The sequence below is a fragment of the Acinetobacter sp. SWAC5 genome, assembly GCF_003419885.1.
GTDB classification, from domain to species: Bacteria; Pseudomonadota; Gammaproteobacteria; order Pseudomonadales; family Moraxellaceae; genus Acinetobacter; species Acinetobacter cumulans.
Window position 1 is genome coordinate 116,741 of the sequence record NZ_QUWR01000007.1, and the last position, 19,663, is coordinate 136,403.

Consider the following 19,663-nt stretch of genomic DNA (forward strand, 5'->3'; position numbering starts at 1 on the left):
ACTATATTGTATCCAGAAATAAAAGAACAAATGTATATTAATAATTTTACAGGGGGCAATATGAACACAGCAGTCTATACACCTGAATGGGTTCGCGAAGATTTTGTTGACTTTGTTGCAGAAAAATTTCATCCAACATGGGCATGGAAAAAGGTCAAAGCCGAGCTGGTTTCAAAGCGTGCTTTAAGCCAAGATTTTCATGAGTTTATATTGCGTCCAAATCATAATTTTGATGCAAGTAAGTTTCAGGCTGGTCAATCGCTTTTAGTCACCGTTGTGGTGAAAGGTGTGCGCCAGCAACGTGGCTATAGCATTATCAATATTGATGAATATGGCATTCATATTGCAGTAAAACAACAGGGCGTAGTTTCAAATGCGTTGGCAGCAATGCCGATCCATTCGGTGATTGAAATTTCGCAAGTACAAGGCGAATTTACGTTAAACACACCATCTACAGAGCCAGTTTTACTGATCGCATCAGGCAGTGGAATTACTGCAATTTATTCACTCCTGAAGCATGCGTTAAAGCAAAATCAATCAATTGAAATGATCTATTTTAGCCGTGACAGTGCTTATCATCATGAAATTGAAATTTTGCATCAACAGTTCCAAAACTTTACATATCATCTTATCGATACCAGCAAAACCAAGTTGCACTTCAGTGAAAAATTACTGAAGCATTTGGTCCCAGATTTTGAAAGTCGCATGTGCTATGCCTGTGGTACAGCGGGCATGATGCAAGACTTATATGCATTGTATGAATCTGCTAAGCGACAAAATCAGCTGAAAACTGAATATTTTCAGTTAACGATTGATCCTACATTAGAGGCGCAACAAGTGACTTTTGCACGCGCACAGCAGACCTTTATGGCAGATGCTAGCTTGCTTGAAAGTGCTGAAAAGGCCGGATTAAAACCAGCGCATGGCTGTCGAATTGGCATCTGTAACACTTGCTCATGTACCAAAGTGCAAGGTGCCGTACGCAATGTGCTCACTGGTGAAATTGACCAAGGCAATAATACACAAATTAAATTGTGTATTTCTCAGGCCATCAGTCCAGTTGTAATTAATCTATAACGCATTTAGGGGAGCAATAAAAATGAATAAACCCGTATTTTTTAATGAAAAAAGCAAGTCTCACTACTTAAGTTCTGAACAAGTAGAAGAGCTGGGCGCAAAAATTGAAGCCATCCGTCGTGAAGTGATGGACAGCCTCAATGAAAAAGATGCGCAATATATCTATAAAATTCGTAACTTTGTACGTTATAGCGAAATTGCATCGCGTGGCATGCTCATGTTTGCAGGTTGGGTGCCACCAGTATGGCTCTTGGCTACAGGGTTATTAGGTATCTCTAAAATCGTTGAAAACATGGAGCTTGGCCACAATGTGATGCATGGTCAATTTGATTGGCTGAACGATCCTAGTTTGAATGGTGCCAATTATGATTGGGATACAATGGCCACAGGTCAAGATTGGAAATATACCCATAATTACGTCCATCATACCTATACCAATATTGTCGGTATGGATCATGACGTTGGCTATGGACTGATTCGAGTGAGTGATTCGCAAAAATGGGAGCCACGCTTCTTGTTTAATATTCCACTTGCGATTCAACTGATGGTGTTTTTTGAATGGTATGTTGGAATTCAACGCTTACACTTAGAAGATGTAATAGCGTATAAAACCAAAACTTGGGCACAAGTGTGGGAAGAAGCGGCCGATGTCCGTAAAAAAATGAAACGCCAAATTCTAAAAGACTATGTATTTTTTCCATTAATTGCTGGGCCTAATGCAATCCCAGTATTTGCAGGTAATACAGTTGCAAACGTGATTCGTAGTTTATGGGCATCTGCAGTAATTTTTAACGGACATTTCACAGAAGATGCTGAAACTTTTGAAATGGACAATACCGAGAACGAAACCCGCGCAGAATGGTATTTACGACAAATCCGTGGTTCGAGTAATTTCACAGGCACACAGTGGTTGCATATTTTAAGTGGTAACTTAAGCCATCAGGTTGAGCATCATTTATTCCCAGACATGCCAGCCAACCGTTATGCCGAAGTTGCGCCAAAAATTAAAGCGTTGTGTGCTGAATATGGTATTAACTACAATGAAGCCAGCTTTATGAAGCAGTTTGGCAGTGTCTGGGTACGTTTGGCGAAAGCATCATTACCTAATGACTGGAAAGCAGAAGCAAAATATTATGCTACTAAAGCCAAAACACGTTTACAGGCTTTATTCGGTTAAATTAAGCAATAGAGTTTAAACTCGATGAGAAAGCATCAATTCTGAGTTTTTGAAGGATTGATGCTTTTTATACTACAGAAACATCAGCCTGTTTGTCGTTCAGCATAATTTAGACCCGTCGAGAAAATGATTTAAATATTAAAAACAGTAGATGAACTATAAATATAGCTAAAATGTGCTTTTGAGCAAAAAATAGTGTAAATATTTAGCAATAATTTATTGAAATGCTATTGTCAAAGTATTGAATACAGCGTATTTTAATTTTCAGACAGATACCTTTTGATGAAATCAAGATGTTAAAGCAACCATTAATCTCAAACGCTTACTATTATTTTTGGCAATTTAGATAATTGCCTGAACGCGTTCGGGCACGGAAAATGGTTGCCCACCAAGTTTATACCTGATCGGCAACCCTGATCAGGTTTTTTTATATCTCGATTTTTATAACACTTTTGGAAGATTAGACATGATGACTTTTAACTATTCATATTTTAGCAGCGCATATTGGTTTTACTTTAGTCAATTTATGACACTCAGCCAGCAATCCCTTAGACCCATAACGCTCAAATAAAAGATCGGACTGTCATGCGCACAGTCCAAAGGAATGACCAATGAATGCCTTAAATATCACATTAGAAAAAACTGTTACAGCAGAAACTATTTTAAGCTTACCGCACCAATTGAAAGCGCAATTACCACTTTCAAATACATTGGCAATGCAAATTGCGACTCAGCGTCAAACTATACAAAATATACTCGAAGGCAAAGATCGCCGTTTAATGGTCATTACTGGACCATGCTCAATTCATGACCCTGTTGCTGCACTTGAATATGCAGAAAAACTCAAAAAAATTCAGGCACAAGTTCAAGACCAAATATTCCTTGTCATGCGTGCATACATTGAGAAACCACGTACCACAGTGGGTTGGAAAGGTTTCCTATACGATCCAAATTTAGACAATTCATCTGATATGCAATCAGGTTTACAAAAGTCACGTGAGCTTTATTTGCAAATTATCGAAATCGGTTTACCTATTGCATCAGAAATTTTAAGCCCAATGGCCACAGCCTATTTCGATGACTTATTGGCATGGGGTGCAATTGGCGCACGCACCAGCGAATCACAAATTCACCGTGAAATCTCGAGTCACATGCCTTATAGCATTGGCTTCAAAAATGGTACAGATGGCTCAATTCAAATTGCTTTAGATGCGATTCAATCTGCATCGCAACCGCATCAATTCATGGGCATGAGTCAATCTGGGTTACCAAGTATTTTAATGTCTAAAGGTAATCCAAAAGCACATTTAATTTTACGCGGTTCAAATGCTGGCCCAAACTATGCCTTAGCTGAAATAGAAAAAATCCAAGCCAAAATTAAACATGAAATGCCTGCTTTAGTGATTGATTGTAGCCATGGAAATAGCCGTAAAGATCCAATGTTACAGCCTGAAGTGCTACGCACAATTGTATTAGAACGTCAGTTAAGTAATGTCCGTGGTGTTATGTTAGAAAGCTTTTTGGTGGATGGCGCACAAAAAATTTCTGACCAGATGTGTTATGGACAATCTGTAACTGATGGTTGCTTAGGATGGAGCAAAACCGAGGATCTTTTACTTGAAGTTGCCGAACAATTACGTACTCAAAGTTTAAAGCGTAGCGCGTGAAGATTATGATCAACTTTTGGAAGTGGCTGAGTATTTGACTTGGCCACTTTTGTGTTTACATTTGCATTTTAGTCCAGCGACAAAAGGTCATAAGTCAATATTTTACCTATAAATATGATGATATAGACATTTTTTATTAGAAAATGTTTTAAAATTAGATGTTTATAATTGAGCGCATAATAAAAAACATGCACAATTGAATTTTAAAAAATAATCATGAGTAGGCTTTTACTCGATTAAGTCTACTGCTTTTTGTGTTTGGGGAAAACCACTATGTACTCAGCTGAGTTGCTTGAAGAAGCACGTCGCTTAATGTTCCACATGTTAACCAAAGTTGTTGAGTACGGCGGTTCTGACTTATTCATTACGGCTGATTTTCCACCGAGTATTAAGCACCAAGGTTTAATGAAGCCTTTTGGTCAGCAAGCTTTAACACCAGATAAAACCAAATTATTTGCATATAGCTTAATGAATGAAAAGCAACGTAAAGAGTTTGATGCGGAACTAGAATGTAACTTTGCGATTAGTGTGCCAGAAATTTCACGTTTTCGTGTGAATGTATTTCAGCAACAATTAAATGTAGGTATGGTCATTCGTACCATTACCAATGAAATTCCAACATTTACTCAGTTAAAATTGCCCGAATCACTTAAGCATGTGATTATGGAAAAACGTGGTTTGGTATTGGTTGTTGGTGGTACAGGCTCTGGTAAGTCAACTTCCTTGGCTGCCATGATTGACCATCGCAATGAAAATTCGGCTGGTCATATTATTACGGTTGAAGACCCAGTCGAATATGTACATAAGCATAAAAAATCGATGATTACCCACCGTGAAGTTGGTGTGGATTGTCATTCTTGGCACAACGCTTTAAAAAATACCTTGCGCCAAGCACCCGATGTTATTTTAATTGGTGAGATCCGTGATACGGAAACCATGGAACATGCGATTGCCTTTGCTGAAACAGGGCACTTATGTTTGGGGACTTTGCATGCCAATAATGCCAACCAAACCTTGGACCGAATTATTAACTTCTTCCCAGAAGAGCATAGAAATCAGTTGCTTATGGACTTATCGTCTAATATGAAGGCGATTATTTCGCAACGTTTAATTCGTACAGAAGATGGTAAAGGGCGCCGTGCTGCTGTGGAAATTATGTTGAATACACCATTAATTTCAGACTTGATTTTAAAAGGTGAATTCCATGAATTAAAAGGAATTATGGCAAGATCACGTGAGCTTGGTATGCAGACTTTTGATCAGGCATTATTTGATTTATATAACGAAGGCGCAATTTCGTATGATGAAGCGCTGCGTAATGCCGATTCAACCAATGAGTTACGTTTACAAATTAAACTGAAAAGTAGCCGTGCAAACCCTGCACTCGAGTCAACCTCTAGTTTTAGTATGATGAGTGAAAGCAAGGAAGAAGAGCCCGCTGAAGGTGAGAAGGCATCCTAAGCAAATTTGCTCGCATCTAAACATCTAGCTATTGAATAAAGGCATGATAAAAATCATGCCTTTATTATTTTAAACTCGGGTTATTTGTACAATTCATATTGAGAAAAACCTGAATTCTATTGGTTTTAAACATAACAAAACGAGATAGGTTAGGCTGAGTCGAACCAATTATTATCACTGAAAAAATAAAATCAGCCATCTGGCTGATTTTATTTGGTTTCAAACTTAGAGTACTAAATTAAAGGCCAGCTTCGTAATCAGCACTGCTGAGTAAGCCTTCAACATCTGCAATATTGTCTGGTTTAATTTTATAAATCCAGCCTTTGTCATAAGGTGAATCATTTACAAAATCAGGGTCATCTTCTAAATCTGGATTAACTTCTACAACAGTACCCGTAATAGGTGCATGAATATCAGATGCAGTTTTTACTGATTCAACTACACCTGCTTGTTCGCCAGCAGTAATTTTTTGACCTACTTCAGGTGCTTCAACATAAACTAAATCACCTAACGCGTCTTGAGCGTGGTCTGAAATACCCGTTACAACAAGATCACCTTCAATACGCACCCATTCATGTGTACGTGCATATTTTAGTTCTGAAGGATGATTCATGGATAACTCCTTAAAGCTGTGAAAGTCATTTTTGCATGTTTATACATGCTTTTAGTTAAAAAAAAAAGCAATAATCAGTCAGAATTATAAATAAGGGTCTTTACGCCAGTTACTTGGGCTACGACCGCTCCAACGTTTAAAAGCACGACTAAAATTTGCAACGTCGCTATAGCCAAGTTCATCGGCAATTTGCTCTAAGGTAAAGTCAGTGCGGGATAATAAGGAGGTGGCATGACGGTATCTAACTTCATCGACCAAGGTAGAAAAAGAAGTGCCTTCGGCTGCCAATTGACGTTTCAACGTTCGATCTGACATAAATAAGCGTTCAGCGACGGCTTCAATACTTAAATAATGCTGCTCTGAGTTCGTTAGAATATCCCGTACACGCATTGCAATTCGATGGCGTTCACCTAAAGCAGAAAGTTCAGCTTCACATTGATTAATTGCAATTTGGCTGGCGATCGGATCGGCATTGACCAGTTTATTGCTTAAATAGTTTTTGTTAAAGCTCAGGAGTAGGTGAGGCTGATCAAAACGGAAAGTATGATTTGGATACTTGGCCATAAATCGTTCAAAGCCTTCTGGCTGTGGAAAATCGAAATCAATTTCCCCTGAAGCATCATCTACGCCGGTAATTGCCTTACCCATACTGATGAGACCGAACATTAAGGCGATCGAAATTTCTGAACGGATTGGCTCAAGTTCAATATCAGTTTGTAATTGTATGGTTGCCTTGTTGCCAAAAGTCGAAAAAAATAATTGTAAAAAAGGTAAACGCAGTTGTATGAATCGATTGGCTAAGATTAATGCATCGGTAATATTCTCAGCAGTCATAATGGCATAACCAATAAAACCATGAATAGAAATCCGCATTTGGTTGCCAAGGTGATACCCTAAAGTTGGTTCACCCGTTAATCTTAAAGCATGTTGAATCAATTGATTCGCGACAGGTGTAGGGATGCGATAATCAGGATCTGCAAGTTGTTCGCTATTGAGATCAAATGGCGAAAATAGAGTTTGATCATTGTAACCCCAACGAGAGACTACATCTAAAAGAAGTAAGCCATAAACACCTGGTATACCTTGATCTTGACGTGTGGCGTTTGTTTTCATGCGCGATCCATTGCAATCATTTTATATTTTTATATTCGGACTTATATTGGCATGAAATCCAAGATAAGCCCATTAAAATTGTTGGACAATATGCATCCAGACTGTTGAGCTCAAGTAAAGCTTCGAAACTAAAAATAGCAGTACTGAATTTAAGATGTTTCTTTTTTAAATACCACAATTTTTGTGGTGGAAATATAAACTACATCCTGCGTTTGATTCAGTGCTTGTGTAATGTAAGTCACAATGGCACGATCAGGCTTACTACGCGATGGCGTGATCGCAACAATTTCAACTTCCACATGTATTTTATCACCTGGTCGGGTCGGCCGTGGCCAGCGCACACTGGTTTCAGAGCCAATCAGGCCATTGGCGATCGGAAAGCACTCTGTCCATAAGCGCATAGTGACGGCTGCTGTATGCCAACCACTGGCTGCAATACCTTGGAAAATTGGGTGTTCGGCTGCCAGTGCTTCGTCGGTATGAAAGGGTTGTGGATCATAGGCCTGTGCAAATTGTTTAATTTCCGCAAGGGTCATTTCATATTCACGACTGATAAAGCGATCGCCAATTTTAATATCTTCCAAATATAGCATGCGGTTAAATTTCCTTATGTTCCGATACAGAATAGTTAAAAATTAAGACTGCTCGAGTAAAAAACCACCTGTTTGACGTTGCCATAAATGTGCATAAATTCCATTTAAAGCAACTAATTCATCATGTGTGCCTTGTTCTGCAATGCGACCCTGATCAAGTACGATCAAGCGGTCCATTTGTCCAATCGTAGATAAACGATGTGCAATCGCAATCACAGTTTTACCTTGCATCAATTCATCTAAACTGGACTGAATGGCTGCTTCAACTTCAGAGTCTAAAGCACTGGTTGCTTCATCTAAAATTAAAATAGGTGCATCCTTTAAAAATACACGTGCAATTGCAATACGTTGACGTTGCCCACCCGATAGTTTTACACCACGCTCACCGACAAAAGCGTCATAGCCTTTTTGGCCACGTAAGTCGACCAACTGAGGGATAAACTCTTCTGCTTTGGCTTTACGTACGGCATCAAACATTTCTTCATCTGAAGCATCTGGTCGACCATATTTAATATTTTCTTCAACAGTTCTATGCAATAACGAAGTATCTTGCGTGACTAAAGCAATGTTTTTTCTTAAGCTGTCTTGTGTAACATCTTCTATATTTTGGCCATCAATCGAAATACGACCTTCGTTGATACGATAAAAGTGTAAAAGTAACTGAATAAGTGTGGATTTACCTGCACCTGAGCGCCCCACAATACCGATTTTTTCACCAGGTTGGATGGTTAAATTGAACTGATCAATTACTTTTTTATCATTATAGGCAAAACTTAAATTTTCAAATTTAATTTCGCCATGCGGTACTTGTAGCTCTTGGGCATTTTCTTTGTCTTGAATATTAATACGGCGCCCTAAAGTTTTCATACCATCTTGAATTGTTCCGACATTTTCAAACAGTGCAGAAGTTTGCCACATAATAAATTCAGCAATACTACTCAGCTTTAAAATCATTGCTGTTGCAGCTGCAATCACACCAAGTTCAGCTTGGCCATGTAGCCATAAATATACGGCTGTTCCAATCACACCGCCGTATAGCACAATATTTAAAATGCTAATACTAATAGAATAGCATGCACCTAAACGCATTTGTTTAAACACAGTCACCATAAACTCTTGCATTGAGCTTTTGGCATATTGGCTTTCACGGCCAGCATGTGCAAACAGCTTCACCGTTTGAATGTTGGTGTAGGCGTCTGTGACTCGGCCTGTCATTACGGCACGTGCATCGGCTTGTTTATTTGAAATTTTGCTGAGCCTTGGAATAAAGTAAGCTGCAGATGCAATAAACAGAACAAGCCACAACATCAGTGGGATGAGTAGCATTGGCGAAATGGCAGCAAATACCAAGCTGACGGTAACGAAATAAATTAAAACATAGGCCAACATGTCGCCTAAAATAATCCAAAATTCGCGTACTGCTAATGCAGTTTGCATGACTTTGGCAGATAAACGACCGGCAAAATCATTGTGAAAAAAATCGAGACTTTGTTGTAGTAAAAGGTTATGAAAACGCCAGCGTAATCGCATCGGAAAGCTGCTATAGAGCATTTGATGTTTAACAATTGTTTGTAAGCTGGAGAAGAAAACATTGGCCAGTAAAATACTGGTTAAAATAATCAAATTTTGCTGATGATTCGCCATGAATGTTTCAGGCTGGCTTTGGCTCAACCAGTTCACCAAGTCACCAATTTTGGCATAGAGTAGTGCTTCAAAGCTGGCAGCACCAGCTGTACATAAGACCAAAAGTAGTAAATAGCGCTTTACGCCATCTGCTGCTTTCCAAACAAAGGCAAAGAAAGTGGTAGGCAAAGGTTCATTTAAGCCTTTGGTTGGGTAGGGATCTACCAATTTTTCAAACCACTTTAACATACGACAATCACCTTTCTTTGTAGCGTTACCGCTCTATATTAACTGAAATTCATACCTTTATAGCAATTGTACTTATAGCAGAGTTGCGATCTAAAAGCTGTTTTGATTGGTGAGAGTAATTGACTAAATTTGAATATATTTTAGTGTAATGAATAAATAAAACGAGATGAATGACGAGTCAGTAGGGTTCACTTTTGAGAATCGGCACATGAAAATATATATAGAAAAATAATTGAGCAGGCGCTGTTTTTGCTCTGGCGTGAAAATAATTAAAGGGGGATAAACAGTGGCAGATATTTATGTGATTAGCAGTTTAAAAGCTGGCTCAGGTAAAACCACCATTGCAATGCATTTGTGTGAATATTTAAAGCAAAATCACAAAACCATGCTTTTAGATGCAGATTTAAGCACTGACCATTTTGAATGGGCGCTACAACATGATAAAAATCTCGCTTTTGAGCACCTTGATGTCTCAGAAAATGATGCCATCACACTAGATCAGCGCATACAGCATTTGCAAAAGCAATACGATAAGATAGTGGTAGATATTGATGGACACGATAGTAAAGCACTACGCTCAGTATTAAAGCATGCGCATAAAATGATTATTCCAACTGGTGTAACAGCGCAAGATTTAAAGCTCCTTGCTGAGATGGTGGAACTGGCGATAGCCATGAAGCAATCCAATCCACAATTACGTGTATATGTGCTTTTGAACAAAATACCCATGCAAACTGAAGCGCAAGAAATCGAACACGCCAACCAGTTATTACAAGACATGCCAGGCATGCGATTTTTAAATACGATTGTTTATGACGATTCAAGTTTTGTTCAGGCCATGCAGGCGAGTCAATGTATTTGGAAAACGCAACCACAACAAGGTGAGCTCATGGATCAAGTATTGGCAGACTTACTGGCTGATTAATTTACTGCTTATATTATTAAAAAAGCCCCATGTGCAAAACAACGGGGCTTTAATACTGCTTATAGCAAGAATTACCACATCAAATCATCTGGAATGACGTACGCTGCGTAAGGATCTTCTTCCTCAGTGGTTTGTTCATTCTTCTCGGAATTATTGACAATAATAAAGCCTTCCATTTTGCTGTTAATACGTTCAGCCAATGGCTTAGGTAAAAATGCATAGCTGTCGTTGTCTTTTGCAACAACAAGACTACCTGCAACCAAAGCATTATAAATTTGTTGATTGATATAAACCTTTTTAATTTTGTTTTCATCAATAAATTGATACACAGAATCGCCATCGGTTTGGCGAATTTTATGCTGATTGATCATTTGAACAATGGCAGCTTTTAGCTCTTTTTCTTGTAAAACAGCCTTTTTCTCTTGTTCGATAGCTTGGTCACGCGCTTGCTTTTGCTGCTGATCTTGTGCAATTTTTGCCTTTATTTCTGCTTCATTGCTGTCACCAGTACGTTTTGCGTGAGCTGCTTGTTTTGACAGTTTTTTTGCCTTTTGATTGTCGACCAAGCCAGCTTTGAGTAGCTGTGCTTGTAATGCATTTTTAACCATGAAAAAAAAGTCCAAACTAATGTTGAATGTGCCGATAGCGCAAATAAATGACCCAGTACACAGCACTCATGCAAAGACTTAAGGCTGCGGGTATTAAGAATGTATTCAATTTTAATAAAGGATAAAGTAAAGAAGCAACTATCCCGCCTAAAAAGAAGCCTATTAAGATGAGTACATGCAGTAATATTCTGCGTTTTTCTACTGGAAGGCCACGTAGCTGATAACCTAGTGCTAAACCTAAGTCGGTTAATACACCAGATAAATGCGTCGTGCGAATAATTGTGCCTTTATAGTGGCTAACCATGGCATTTTGTACGCCCATTGCCACACAAGCCCATAAAAGTGCATATCTTGGGAAATAAGGTACCAATAGCCAACAGAGTAAAATAAAAAAAGCCACCAAGCTTAAGGGAATGCCATAAAGGTGCCCTAAGCGAAAGTGACTATTTCCCAGAATGAGCCCACTATAAAATGAGCCAATCACATAGCAAAGAATGACCAGAACCAAATACAACACATGTTCGGGTTGCCATGTGATGATGGCTTGAGCAAGCATACTGACGTTGCCTGTCATATGAGATACAGACTGATGCAGAACAGTGACCAAGCCAATGACATTGATCATGCCTGCATTCATCGCAAGAAAGAATGCGCCAAGTTGTATCCATGCTGGTAAAGTTTGAAATGGCATAATAAACAGCGCATTTTATATACGAATGAGTATATTACTTTAAACCACGGTCTACAGCTGCAGTAAATAATACGTCAGTCGAAGAGTTTAGGGCTGTTTCGGTAGAGTCTTGTAAAACACTAATGACCATACCAATTGCAACCACTTGCATAGCAACATCTGATGAAATACCAAACAAGCCACAAGCAACAGGAATTAATAATAATGAACCGCCAGCAACACCAGATGCGCCACATGCCGAAATAGTTGCCAACACAGATAAAATTAACATTGTTGTGAAATCAACGTTAATTCCTAAGGTATTTACTGCTGCGAGTGTAAGCACTGTAATTGTTACAGAAGCGCCGGCCATGTTAATTGCTGCACCGAGTGGAATAGCAACACTTGCAGTTGATTCAGGTACACCTAAACGTTTTGCTAAGTCCAAGTTCACAGGAATATTGGCAGCAGAGCTACGCGTAAAGAATGCAGTAATACCACTTTCACGTAAGCATTGGAACACCAATGGATATGGATTTGAGCGTGTTACAAATGCCACCATAATTGGGTTGATCACCAAAGCAACAAAGAACATTGTGCCAATCAATACCGCTAATAAATGTGCATAGCTTGCAAGGGTGCTTAAACCTGCATCTGCAAATGTCACCGCAACCAAACCAAAAATACCCACAGGAGCGAAGCTAATAACTAAGCGAATCACGCTGTTAACTGCATTGGCTGCATCTGTAAGGAAGGTTTTAGTGGTGTCAGCAGCATGACGAAATGCAATGCCTAGTGCTACAGCCCACGCCAAGATACCAATAAAGTTTGCTTCAGAAATAGCCGTTACTGGGTTTGCGACGAAACTCAATAACAAATTTTTCATAATTTCTGCAAGGCTTCCTGGTGGTGTCAAATCAGCTTGAGGTGGCACATTCAAGAATAATGTACTTGGGGATATAATACTGACAACAACAGCACTTAAGGCAGCTAAGAACATACCAATGCCATACATCAACATAATAGGTTTAATGTAAGCATTGCTACTACCAACTTTAAAGTTAGCAATAGAAGCTAAAACCAAGACAAATACAAGAATTGGAGCAACAGATTTTAATGCTTTGATGAATAAGTCACCGAGCATACTCAAATAAGGGGCAGCATTTGGAAAAAACACAGCAACCAATACGCCTAAAATAATGGCGATAATAATTCGGGTTACTAAACTCAAACGCGTAAAAGCAGTGAACATAGGAGAGCCTTGTCAGAATTACAATGACAAAATTGATGAAAATTAGGCACCTATTTTATACTGAAAAAATTATTAGCTAGTAAGAAAAATGAATATAAAAATTAAGTTATTGTTTTACAGTTGCATTTTTTACAAAAATACATTGGATTTTGAATAAAATACATGACTTATTGATAAAAAAGCCTCATAAGCTGAGGCTTTTTTATCATTTAGATTTGATATTCAAGAATTTTAGGAGAAAGGCTTTGTATAGCCTTAAAATGCGTCAAATAAATTTGGCCACTTAAATGCTTAAGCAATTTAGATTGCTGTAGTTTGTCCATGACGGGACCTTTGACCTCTGAAAAATGCAACCGAATATTGAGTTTGCTAAGCTCTGCATTAATTTCTTCAAGCATTTCTAATGCGCTGTAGTCGATACTACTGACACTAGAGCAATTCAAAATTACATGGCGTAGTTCAGTTTGATGGCTAATTTCATTAATCAAAAAGCCTTTTAATGCATTGGCATTTAAGAATGTGAGACTTTCATCAATACGAACAGATAAAATATCTGCAGTTGTAACCACATGATGGCGTTGTATATTTCTAAAATGTTGTGTGCCTTCAACCAAGCCAATCACCGCCATGTGTGGTCGACTAATACGCCAAAGCATAAGAATAAAGGTAGAAATAATACCAATCATTAAGCCCGTTGAAATATCAATAACAATCACGCCTAAGAACGTAATCCACATCGCAATGCCGTCAGCTTTCGAATAGTGCCAAGTATCCACAAAAGGTTTGAAATCTACCAATTTCCAAATAGATACAATAATAGTGGCCGCCAAAATAACCAAAGGCAGATCTTTAAAAAAGCTCGTAAAGTATAGCGTTACAATAATAATAAAGATTGAGGATAAAACGCCAGCCATAGGCGTTTTAGCACCAGCATCGGTATTAACAACAGTACGAGACAAACTGCCTGTTACAGGGAATGCTGAGCTTAGGCCTGCACTTAAATTTGCAAGCCCTAAAGCGACTAGTTCTTGGTTACTATTGAGATGGCTACGTTGCTGTAGTGCTGTGGCTTGTGCAATGGACAATGATTCGACAAAACTGATCATGGCAATCATCGCTGCGCCAGGAAGCAATTTAAGCACCAAATCCCATGTCCAGAAAGGCATGTGTAAAGGGGGAAATCCTGAAGGAATTTCACCGACTGTTTTAAGCCCATAGGCTTTTAGGCCAAAGCCTATGGTCAGTGCAATGGAAATGACCACCAAAATTAAGGGGAGTGCTTTTATTAAAAAATTGGTTGAGCCGATTCGCCCTTGTATAGCTTGGCTATTGAGTAATTTTGGCGCATAAATTAAAAATAAAATTGCGATCAGGCCAAAGCATAATGAAAATATATGAGTGAAAGATAAATATTGCCAAGCACTTTGAATAAATTGCGGAATGTTATTGCCATTTAAAGGAACATCGAGCAAAAATTTGATTTGTCCTAAAGCAATAATAAGTGCAGAAGCAATAATAAAACTTTTGATAACCGGATGGCTGATCAATTGGATTAAAAAACCAAACCTAAAAATACCCAATAAAAAAGAAATCACCCCGACCATTACCGCCAATAACATAGCTGCATCTATGTAAACTGGTGAGCCAGCTTCAAATAAAGGGTTGAGGGTAGCAAATGTCATCATAGAAATAATGGCGACGGGCCCAATTGATAAAGTCGAGCTACTACCTGTCATAGCATAAATAATCATGGGTAACATACTGGCATATAAGCCCATGATGGGTGGTAAACCTGCAAGCATGGCATAGGCCATCCCTTGTGGCACCAACATGGCAATCACAATTAATGCAGCCAATACGTCAGATTTAAATTTACCTAAATGATAGTCTTGTAGCCATTGCCACGCAGGAAAATAACCCAAGATGCGTTGTTTTAAATCTGACATAAAAAATTCTAAATCACAATTTAATATATATTATGCATAAAAAATGCTAAGAAGTCCTGCCAAAATTTCTGATGCTTTATTTTTAAGGCATGGAGATAAAATTAAAGTAATAAGAGAGCGAAGTGAAATATGTTTTTTTGCTGAGGATGGAGATTTGTAGAATAAAGGGACTAAAAAATCTGGCTATTGGCTGTCAATGAAGAATTGTTTTTAGGTACTGTCAGCCAAGAATTTTTTTAGACTTCAGGTGCGGTGCAATATAAATCTTGCAATGTTTTGAGTACGGTAACCAAATTTTCGTCTTTAATTGAGTAATAAATTTGCTTGCCATCACGTCGTGTGCTCACCACATCACTTTTACGTAACATCATCAGTTGTTGAGATAATGTGGGTTGGCAGATGTCTGTCATTTGCTCGATTTGTGAAACATTTAGTTCATCTTGCGCTAAGTGACATAATATAAGTAGCCGATCAGTGTTTGCTAAGGATTTTAGAACACCGACGACGATATCTGCAGAATCACGCAAACTGGTGATTTCTAGATCCGTATTCATTTCAGAGTATCCATATAGGTTTGGCGTGGAATAAGTATACGGTTATCTGACGTAGGCGCTGTAAAAAAATGCCGATAATTGATGGTTTTTAGTGAAAATAAATATCAATAAAAATTATATGTATCAAAAAGATGCATTTATTTACTACATCGAATAACGAATATACAAGGCGATTAAAAATTTAGCACAAATTTATGTATTTTAGGCAAAAAATATACAGCACTTTCAAATTGGCGTTATGATGCTTAAGATTGCAGTGATGTATAAAATTAAGGGAATACTCATGACAACTGATAGTGCTTTTCCAGTACCAAGTAATTTAGGTGTTGCTGTTTATAGCAATAATGCGGAGGCTATTGGTAATACGCCACTTGTACGCATTAATCGTGTTATTCAGTCGGATGCAACGGTTTTGGCAAAAGTAGAAAGCCGTAATCCTGCATTTTCTGTAAAGTGCCGTGTAGGTGCTGCTTTAATTGCAGATGCTGAAGAAAAAGGCTTGTTAAAAGCGGGTATGCATATTGTAGAGCCAACCAGTGGTAATACAGGTATTGCTTTGGCTTTTGTTGCAGCTGCTAAAGGTTATGATATTACGTTAACGATGCCAGCCAGCATGAGTATTGAGCGCCGTAAAGTTTTAAAATCTTTTGGGGCAAACTTGGTATTAACCGAGCCTGCAAAAGGCATGAAAGGTGCGATTGAAGAAGCTGAACGTTTGGTTGCAGAACATCCAGAAACTTATTATTTGCCTCAGCAATTTGAAAACCCAGCAAATCCTAAAATTCATGAATTAACCACAGGCCCTGAAATTTGGGAAGCGACTGGCGGTAAAGTTGATATTTTAGTATCAGGCGTAGGTACAGGTGGCACGATTTCAGGTATTTCACGTTATTTTGAGCAAGTGAAAAATCAGCCTGTTTATTCGGTTGCGGTAGAGCCAGCAGAGTCTCCAATTATTGGTCAGGCAAAACGCGGGGAAACTTTAACACCAGGGCCACATAAAATTCAGGGCATTGGTGCGAACTTTATTCCTAAAAACCTTGACCTTGATTTAGTTGATGAAGTACTTGCAATTGAGAGTGCTGAAGCAATTGAATGGGCGCGTAAAACAGCGACTCATGAAGGTATTTTGGTGGGTATTTCGAGTGGTGCAGCTATGGCTGCTGCTGCCAAATTGGCTGCACGACCAGAAAATGCGGGTAAAACTATTGTGGTGATTTTACCAGACGGTGGCGAGCGCTATTTATCTTCAGTACTGTTTGAAGATATTTCTGCAGACTAAGACCGTACAATCATTATCAATGATTGGATGTGTAAATAAAAAAACAGGCGGATGCGCCTGTTTTTTTTATGGTGATGGCTTGACCTTACCAATATGGCAATGTTTAAGCTATAGATATTAATTTAATCATTTATGAGGCATTTAATATGTCGACCGCAAGCGCTGAAAAAAAACAAGAACAATATCAACTTACTGTAGATATTGAAGGGATGACTTGTGCCTCATGTGCTGTAAGAGTAGAAAAAGCATTAAATAAAATCGAGCAGATAGAAAATGCTACGGTTAATTTGGCGACTGAACAAGCCCATATTGAGAGTAAGCAACCCATTGAGCTTAATCGTGTTGTTCAAGCAATTGAACGGTCAGGATTTAATGTTGCAACCCAACAAGTAGAAATTCCTATTGAAGGTATGACCTGTGCGTCATGTGTTGCACGAGTAGAAAAGGCACTGAATAAAGTTGATGGTGTACTGCACAGCACTGTTAATTTGGCCACGGAAAAAGCTACCGTAAACGCCTTGAGCTCATTGAATATACAGCAACTGTATAAAACGATTGAAAAAGCTGGCTATAGTATTGCAACCCAACCCATAGAATTAGATCTGGTCGGGATGACCTGTGCTTCATGTGTTGCACGTGTGGAAAAAGCTTTAATGAAAGTAGATGGCGTGAGTCATGCCACTGTTAATCTAGCAACTGAAAAAGCCATGGTGTACGGTGGTCAACCCGAAACATTAATACAGGCAGTAAAAAAGGCTGGTTATGAAGCTCGTCTCGCACAAGCATTAGACGCAACACGAACTGAAAAAAAACAACAAGAAATGCAGGTACTGAAACGTGATTTAATCATTGCTTTCATTTTTACGCTTCCTGTTTTTGTCTTAGAAATGGGCAGCCATTTGATTCCAGCTTTTCATCATTGGATACATGGTTTTATTGGCCTACAAAATAGCTGGTATATCCAATTTATCTTCACAAGTTTGGTTTTACTGTTACCGGGACGTCGTTTTTATCAGCATGGGATTCCAGCTTTATTACGTTTAGCACCAGACATGAATTCCTTGGTGGCTGTGGGTACATTCTCTGCGTATCTATTTTCGTGTATTGCACTCTTTATGCCACAGTTATTACCACAAGGTACGGTGCATGTTTATTTTGAGTCTGCAGCAGTCATTATTGTTTTAATTTTATTGGGACGTTATTTAGAAGCCAAAGCCAAAGGTAAAACTTCACAGGCCATACAATATTTGATGGGTATTCAAGCCAAAACTGCACGTGTTATGCAAGATGGTACTTTTATAGAAATGCCGATAGAGCAAGTCCAGTCTGGTATGGTCTTTGAAGTTCGTCCAGGTGAAAAAGTACCTGTAGATGGAGAAGTGATTTCAGGTGCTAGCTATATTGATGAATCCATGATTAGTGGTGAACCCTTAGCCGTTGAAAAAGTTGCAGGGCAACACGTTGTTGGGGGAACTATTAATCAAAATGGCAATTTGACAGTAAAAGCAACATCTGTGGGTCAAGACTCAGTGCTTTCACAAATTATTCACATGGTTGAAAAGGCACAGGGTTCAAAACTTCCAATTCAAACCTTAGTGGATAAAGTCACTTTATGGTTTGTACCCGCCGTAATGTTATTGGCTACATTCACATTTGTAGTTTGGTATTTAGTTGGGCCCGAACCGAGTCTTACCTATGCATTAGTCAATGCTGTGGCTGTACTGATTATTGCGTGCCCGTGTGCAATGGGCTTGGCAACACCAATGTCGATTATGGTAGGTACGGGGCGTGGTGCAGAATTAGGTGTTTTATTTCGTAAAGGCGAAGCCTTACAACAACTTAAAGCAACTCAAGTCGTTGCAGTTGATAAAACTGGGACGCTGACCGAAGGCAAACCCCAACTGACTGATTTTCAGGTGACTGAAGGCTTTAATGAGCATGAAGTTTTACAATGGGTGGCCTCTGTAGAAGCAAAATCAGAGCATCCTATTGCTTATGCAATTGTACAAGCCGCTCAGGATTTATCACTTGAATGTCTTCATGTAGACCATTTCGATTCAATTACAGGCGCGGGTATTCGTGCTGAATTACATGGAAAGCAAATTCATATTGGTGCTGCACGTTTAATGCTTGATTTAGGGTTAAATATTGATGTCTTTACAGCCATGGCACAACAGCTGGGCGAGCAAGGGAAAACACCCCTGTATGTTGCAATTGATCAGCATTTAGCAGCCATTATTGCCGTTGCAGATCCAATTAAAGAAACCACTTTTAGTGCAATCCGTGCTTTACATGCACAAGGCTTAAAAGTTGCCATGATTACTGGGGATAATGCACATACGGCTCAGGCGATTGCACAACAGCTGCAGATAGATACGGTGATTGCAGAAGTATTACCCGATGAGAAAGTACATGCCGTAAAACAGCTTCAAGCTAAATATGGCATTACCGCTTTTGTTGGGGATGGTATTAATGATGCTCCAGCACTCGCACAGGCTGATGTTGGTTTAGCCATTGGCACAGGAACAGATATTGCAATTGAAGCTGCAGATGTCGTGCTGATGTCTGGAAATTTACAAGCAGTACCAACTGCAATTGGCTTGAGTACCGCAACCATGAATAACATCCGTCAAAATTTATTTTGGGCTTTTATTTATAATGTGGCTTTAATTCCAGTTGCGGCAGGGCTGTTATATCCATTTTTTGGAATATTACTTTCGCCTATGTTTGCTGCTGGAGCGATGGCATTATCCTCAGTATTTGTGATTAGTAATGCGCTACGCTTAAAGCGTTATCAGCCTACATGGGCACAGAGCATCGCTGATAGTAAGCCAATGAAATTGGAGTCTTAAC

Annotated in this window: 16 protein-coding genes; 7 read left to right on the plus strand and 9 right to left on the minus strand. The window is 38.9% G+C overall.

From position 1 onward, the window contains the following. Positions 1 to 60 precede the first annotated feature (60 nt). From DYI81_RS07110 to DYI81_RS07125, 4 genes are all read left to right on the plus strand, one after another. Complete coding sequence (locus DYI81_RS07110) at positions 61 to 1,077, plus strand: FAD-binding oxidoreductase (RefSeq protein WP_117007136.1); 1,017 nt, start codon at positions 61 to 63, stop codon at positions 1,075 to 1,077. A 22-nt stretch (positions 1,078 to 1,099) separates the two neighbouring features. Then, a complete protein-coding gene (locus DYI81_RS07115) occupies positions 1,100 to 2,254 on the plus strand; it encodes an acyl-CoA desaturase (RefSeq protein ID WP_117007137.1) in 1,155 nt (384 codons plus the stop codon). A 611-nt stretch (positions 2,255 to 2,865) separates the two neighbouring features. Next, positions 2,866 to 3,921, plus strand: coding sequence for a 3-deoxy-7-phosphoheptulonate synthase (locus DYI81_RS07120; RefSeq protein ID WP_117007138.1), 1,056 nt, complete (start codon positions 2,866 to 2,868; stop codon positions 3,919 to 3,921). 273 nt (positions 3,922 to 4,194) lie between these two features. Further along, the gene (locus DYI81_RS07125; protein WP_117007139.1) at positions 4,195 to 5,382 is read left to right on the plus strand and encodes a PilT/PilU family type 4a pilus ATPase; all 1,188 of its coding nucleotides are present in this window, start codon (positions 4,195 to 4,197) and stop codon (positions 5,380 to 5,382) included. Between the two features lie 238 nt (positions 5,383 to 5,620). Here DYI81_RS07125 and gcvH read toward each other — a convergent pair whose 3' ends face one another. The 4 genes from gcvH to DYI81_RS07145 all read right to left on the minus strand — a co-directional run bounded on the left by gcvH (position 5,621) and on the right by DYI81_RS07145 (position 9,573). Continuing rightward, complete coding sequence (gcvH, locus tag DYI81_RS07130; protein ID WP_117007140.1) at positions 5,621 to 5,995, minus strand: glycine cleavage system protein GcvH; 375 nt, start codon at positions 5,993 to 5,995, stop codon at positions 5,621 to 5,623. 84 nt (positions 5,996 to 6,079) lie between these two features. Further along, on the minus strand, positions 6,080 to 7,108 hold the full coding sequence (locus DYI81_RS07135; RefSeq protein ID WP_117007141.1) for an AraC family transcriptional regulator: 1,029 nt from the start codon (positions 7,106 to 7,108) through the stop codon (positions 6,080 to 6,082). A gap of 149 nt (positions 7,109 to 7,257) precedes the next feature. After that, positions 7,258 to 7,701 (minus strand): MaoC family dehydratase, encoded by a 444-nt coding sequence (locus DYI81_RS07140; RefSeq protein WP_117007142.1) that lies wholly within the window; start codon positions 7,699 to 7,701, stop codon positions 7,258 to 7,260. 42 nt (positions 7,702 to 7,743) lie between these two features. After that, positions 7,744 to 9,573, minus strand: coding sequence for an ABC transporter ATP-binding protein (locus tag DYI81_RS07145; RefSeq protein WP_117007143.1), 1,830 nt, complete (start codon positions 9,571 to 9,573; stop codon positions 7,744 to 7,746). Between the two features lie 286 nt (positions 9,574 to 9,859). Between DYI81_RS07145 and DYI81_RS07150 the strand changes: the two genes are divergently transcribed. Continuing rightward, positions 9,860 to 10,498, plus strand: a complete 639-nt coding sequence (locus tag DYI81_RS07150) for a division plane positioning ATPase MipZ (protein ID WP_117007144.1) — start codon at positions 9,860 to 9,862, stop codon at positions 10,496 to 10,498. Between the two features lie 71 nt (positions 10,499 to 10,569). On the opposite strand, the gene DYI81_RS07155 is transcribed toward DYI81_RS07150, so the two are convergent. The 5 genes from DYI81_RS07155 to DYI81_RS07175 all read right to left on the minus strand — a co-directional run bounded on the left by DYI81_RS07155 (position 10,570) and on the right by DYI81_RS07175 (position 15,528). Then, entirely contained in the window at positions 10,570 to 11,106 is a 537-nt protein-coding gene (locus DYI81_RS07155) for a DUF2058 domain-containing protein (RefSeq protein ID WP_117007145.1), read from the minus strand. Positions 11,107 to 11,122: 16 nt separating this feature from the next. Beyond that, a complete protein-coding gene (locus DYI81_RS07160) occupies positions 11,123 to 11,797 on the minus strand; it encodes a YoaK family protein (protein ID WP_117007146.1) in 675 nt (224 codons plus the stop codon). A gap of 34 nt (positions 11,798 to 11,831) precedes the next feature. Further along, positions 11,832 to 13,028 (minus strand): serine/threonine transporter SstT, encoded by a 1,197-nt coding sequence (sstT, locus tag DYI81_RS07165; protein ID WP_117007147.1) that lies wholly within the window; start codon positions 13,026 to 13,028, stop codon positions 11,832 to 11,834. A 209-nt stretch (positions 13,029 to 13,237) separates the two neighbouring features. After that, positions 13,238 to 14,974 carry a sulfate permease gene (sulP, locus tag DYI81_RS07170; protein WP_117007148.1) on the minus strand — a complete coding sequence of 579 codons (1,737 nt, stop codon included), beginning with the start codon at positions 14,972 to 14,974 and terminating at the stop codon, positions 13,238 to 13,240. A gap of 236 nt (positions 14,975 to 15,210) precedes the next feature. Then, positions 15,211 to 15,528: a metalloregulator ArsR/SmtB family transcription factor gene (locus tag DYI81_RS07175; RefSeq protein WP_106985190.1), complete on the minus strand. Its 318-nt coding sequence runs from the start codon at positions 15,526 to 15,528 to the stop codon at positions 15,211 to 15,213. 283 nt (positions 15,529 to 15,811) lie between these two features. Between DYI81_RS07175 and cysK the strand changes: the two genes are divergently transcribed. Next, positions 15,812 to 16,810: a cysteine synthase A gene (gene cysK / locus DYI81_RS07180; RefSeq protein ID WP_106985189.1), complete on the plus strand. Its 999-nt coding sequence runs from the start codon at positions 15,812 to 15,814 to the stop codon at positions 16,808 to 16,810. Positions 16,811 to 16,956: 146 nt separating this feature from the next. After that, positions 16,957 to 19,662, plus strand: a complete 2,706-nt coding sequence (locus tag DYI81_RS07185; protein WP_117007149.1) for a heavy metal translocating P-type ATPase — start codon at positions 16,957 to 16,959, stop codon at positions 19,660 to 19,662. The last annotated feature ends 1 nt before the right edge of the window (position 19,663 follow it).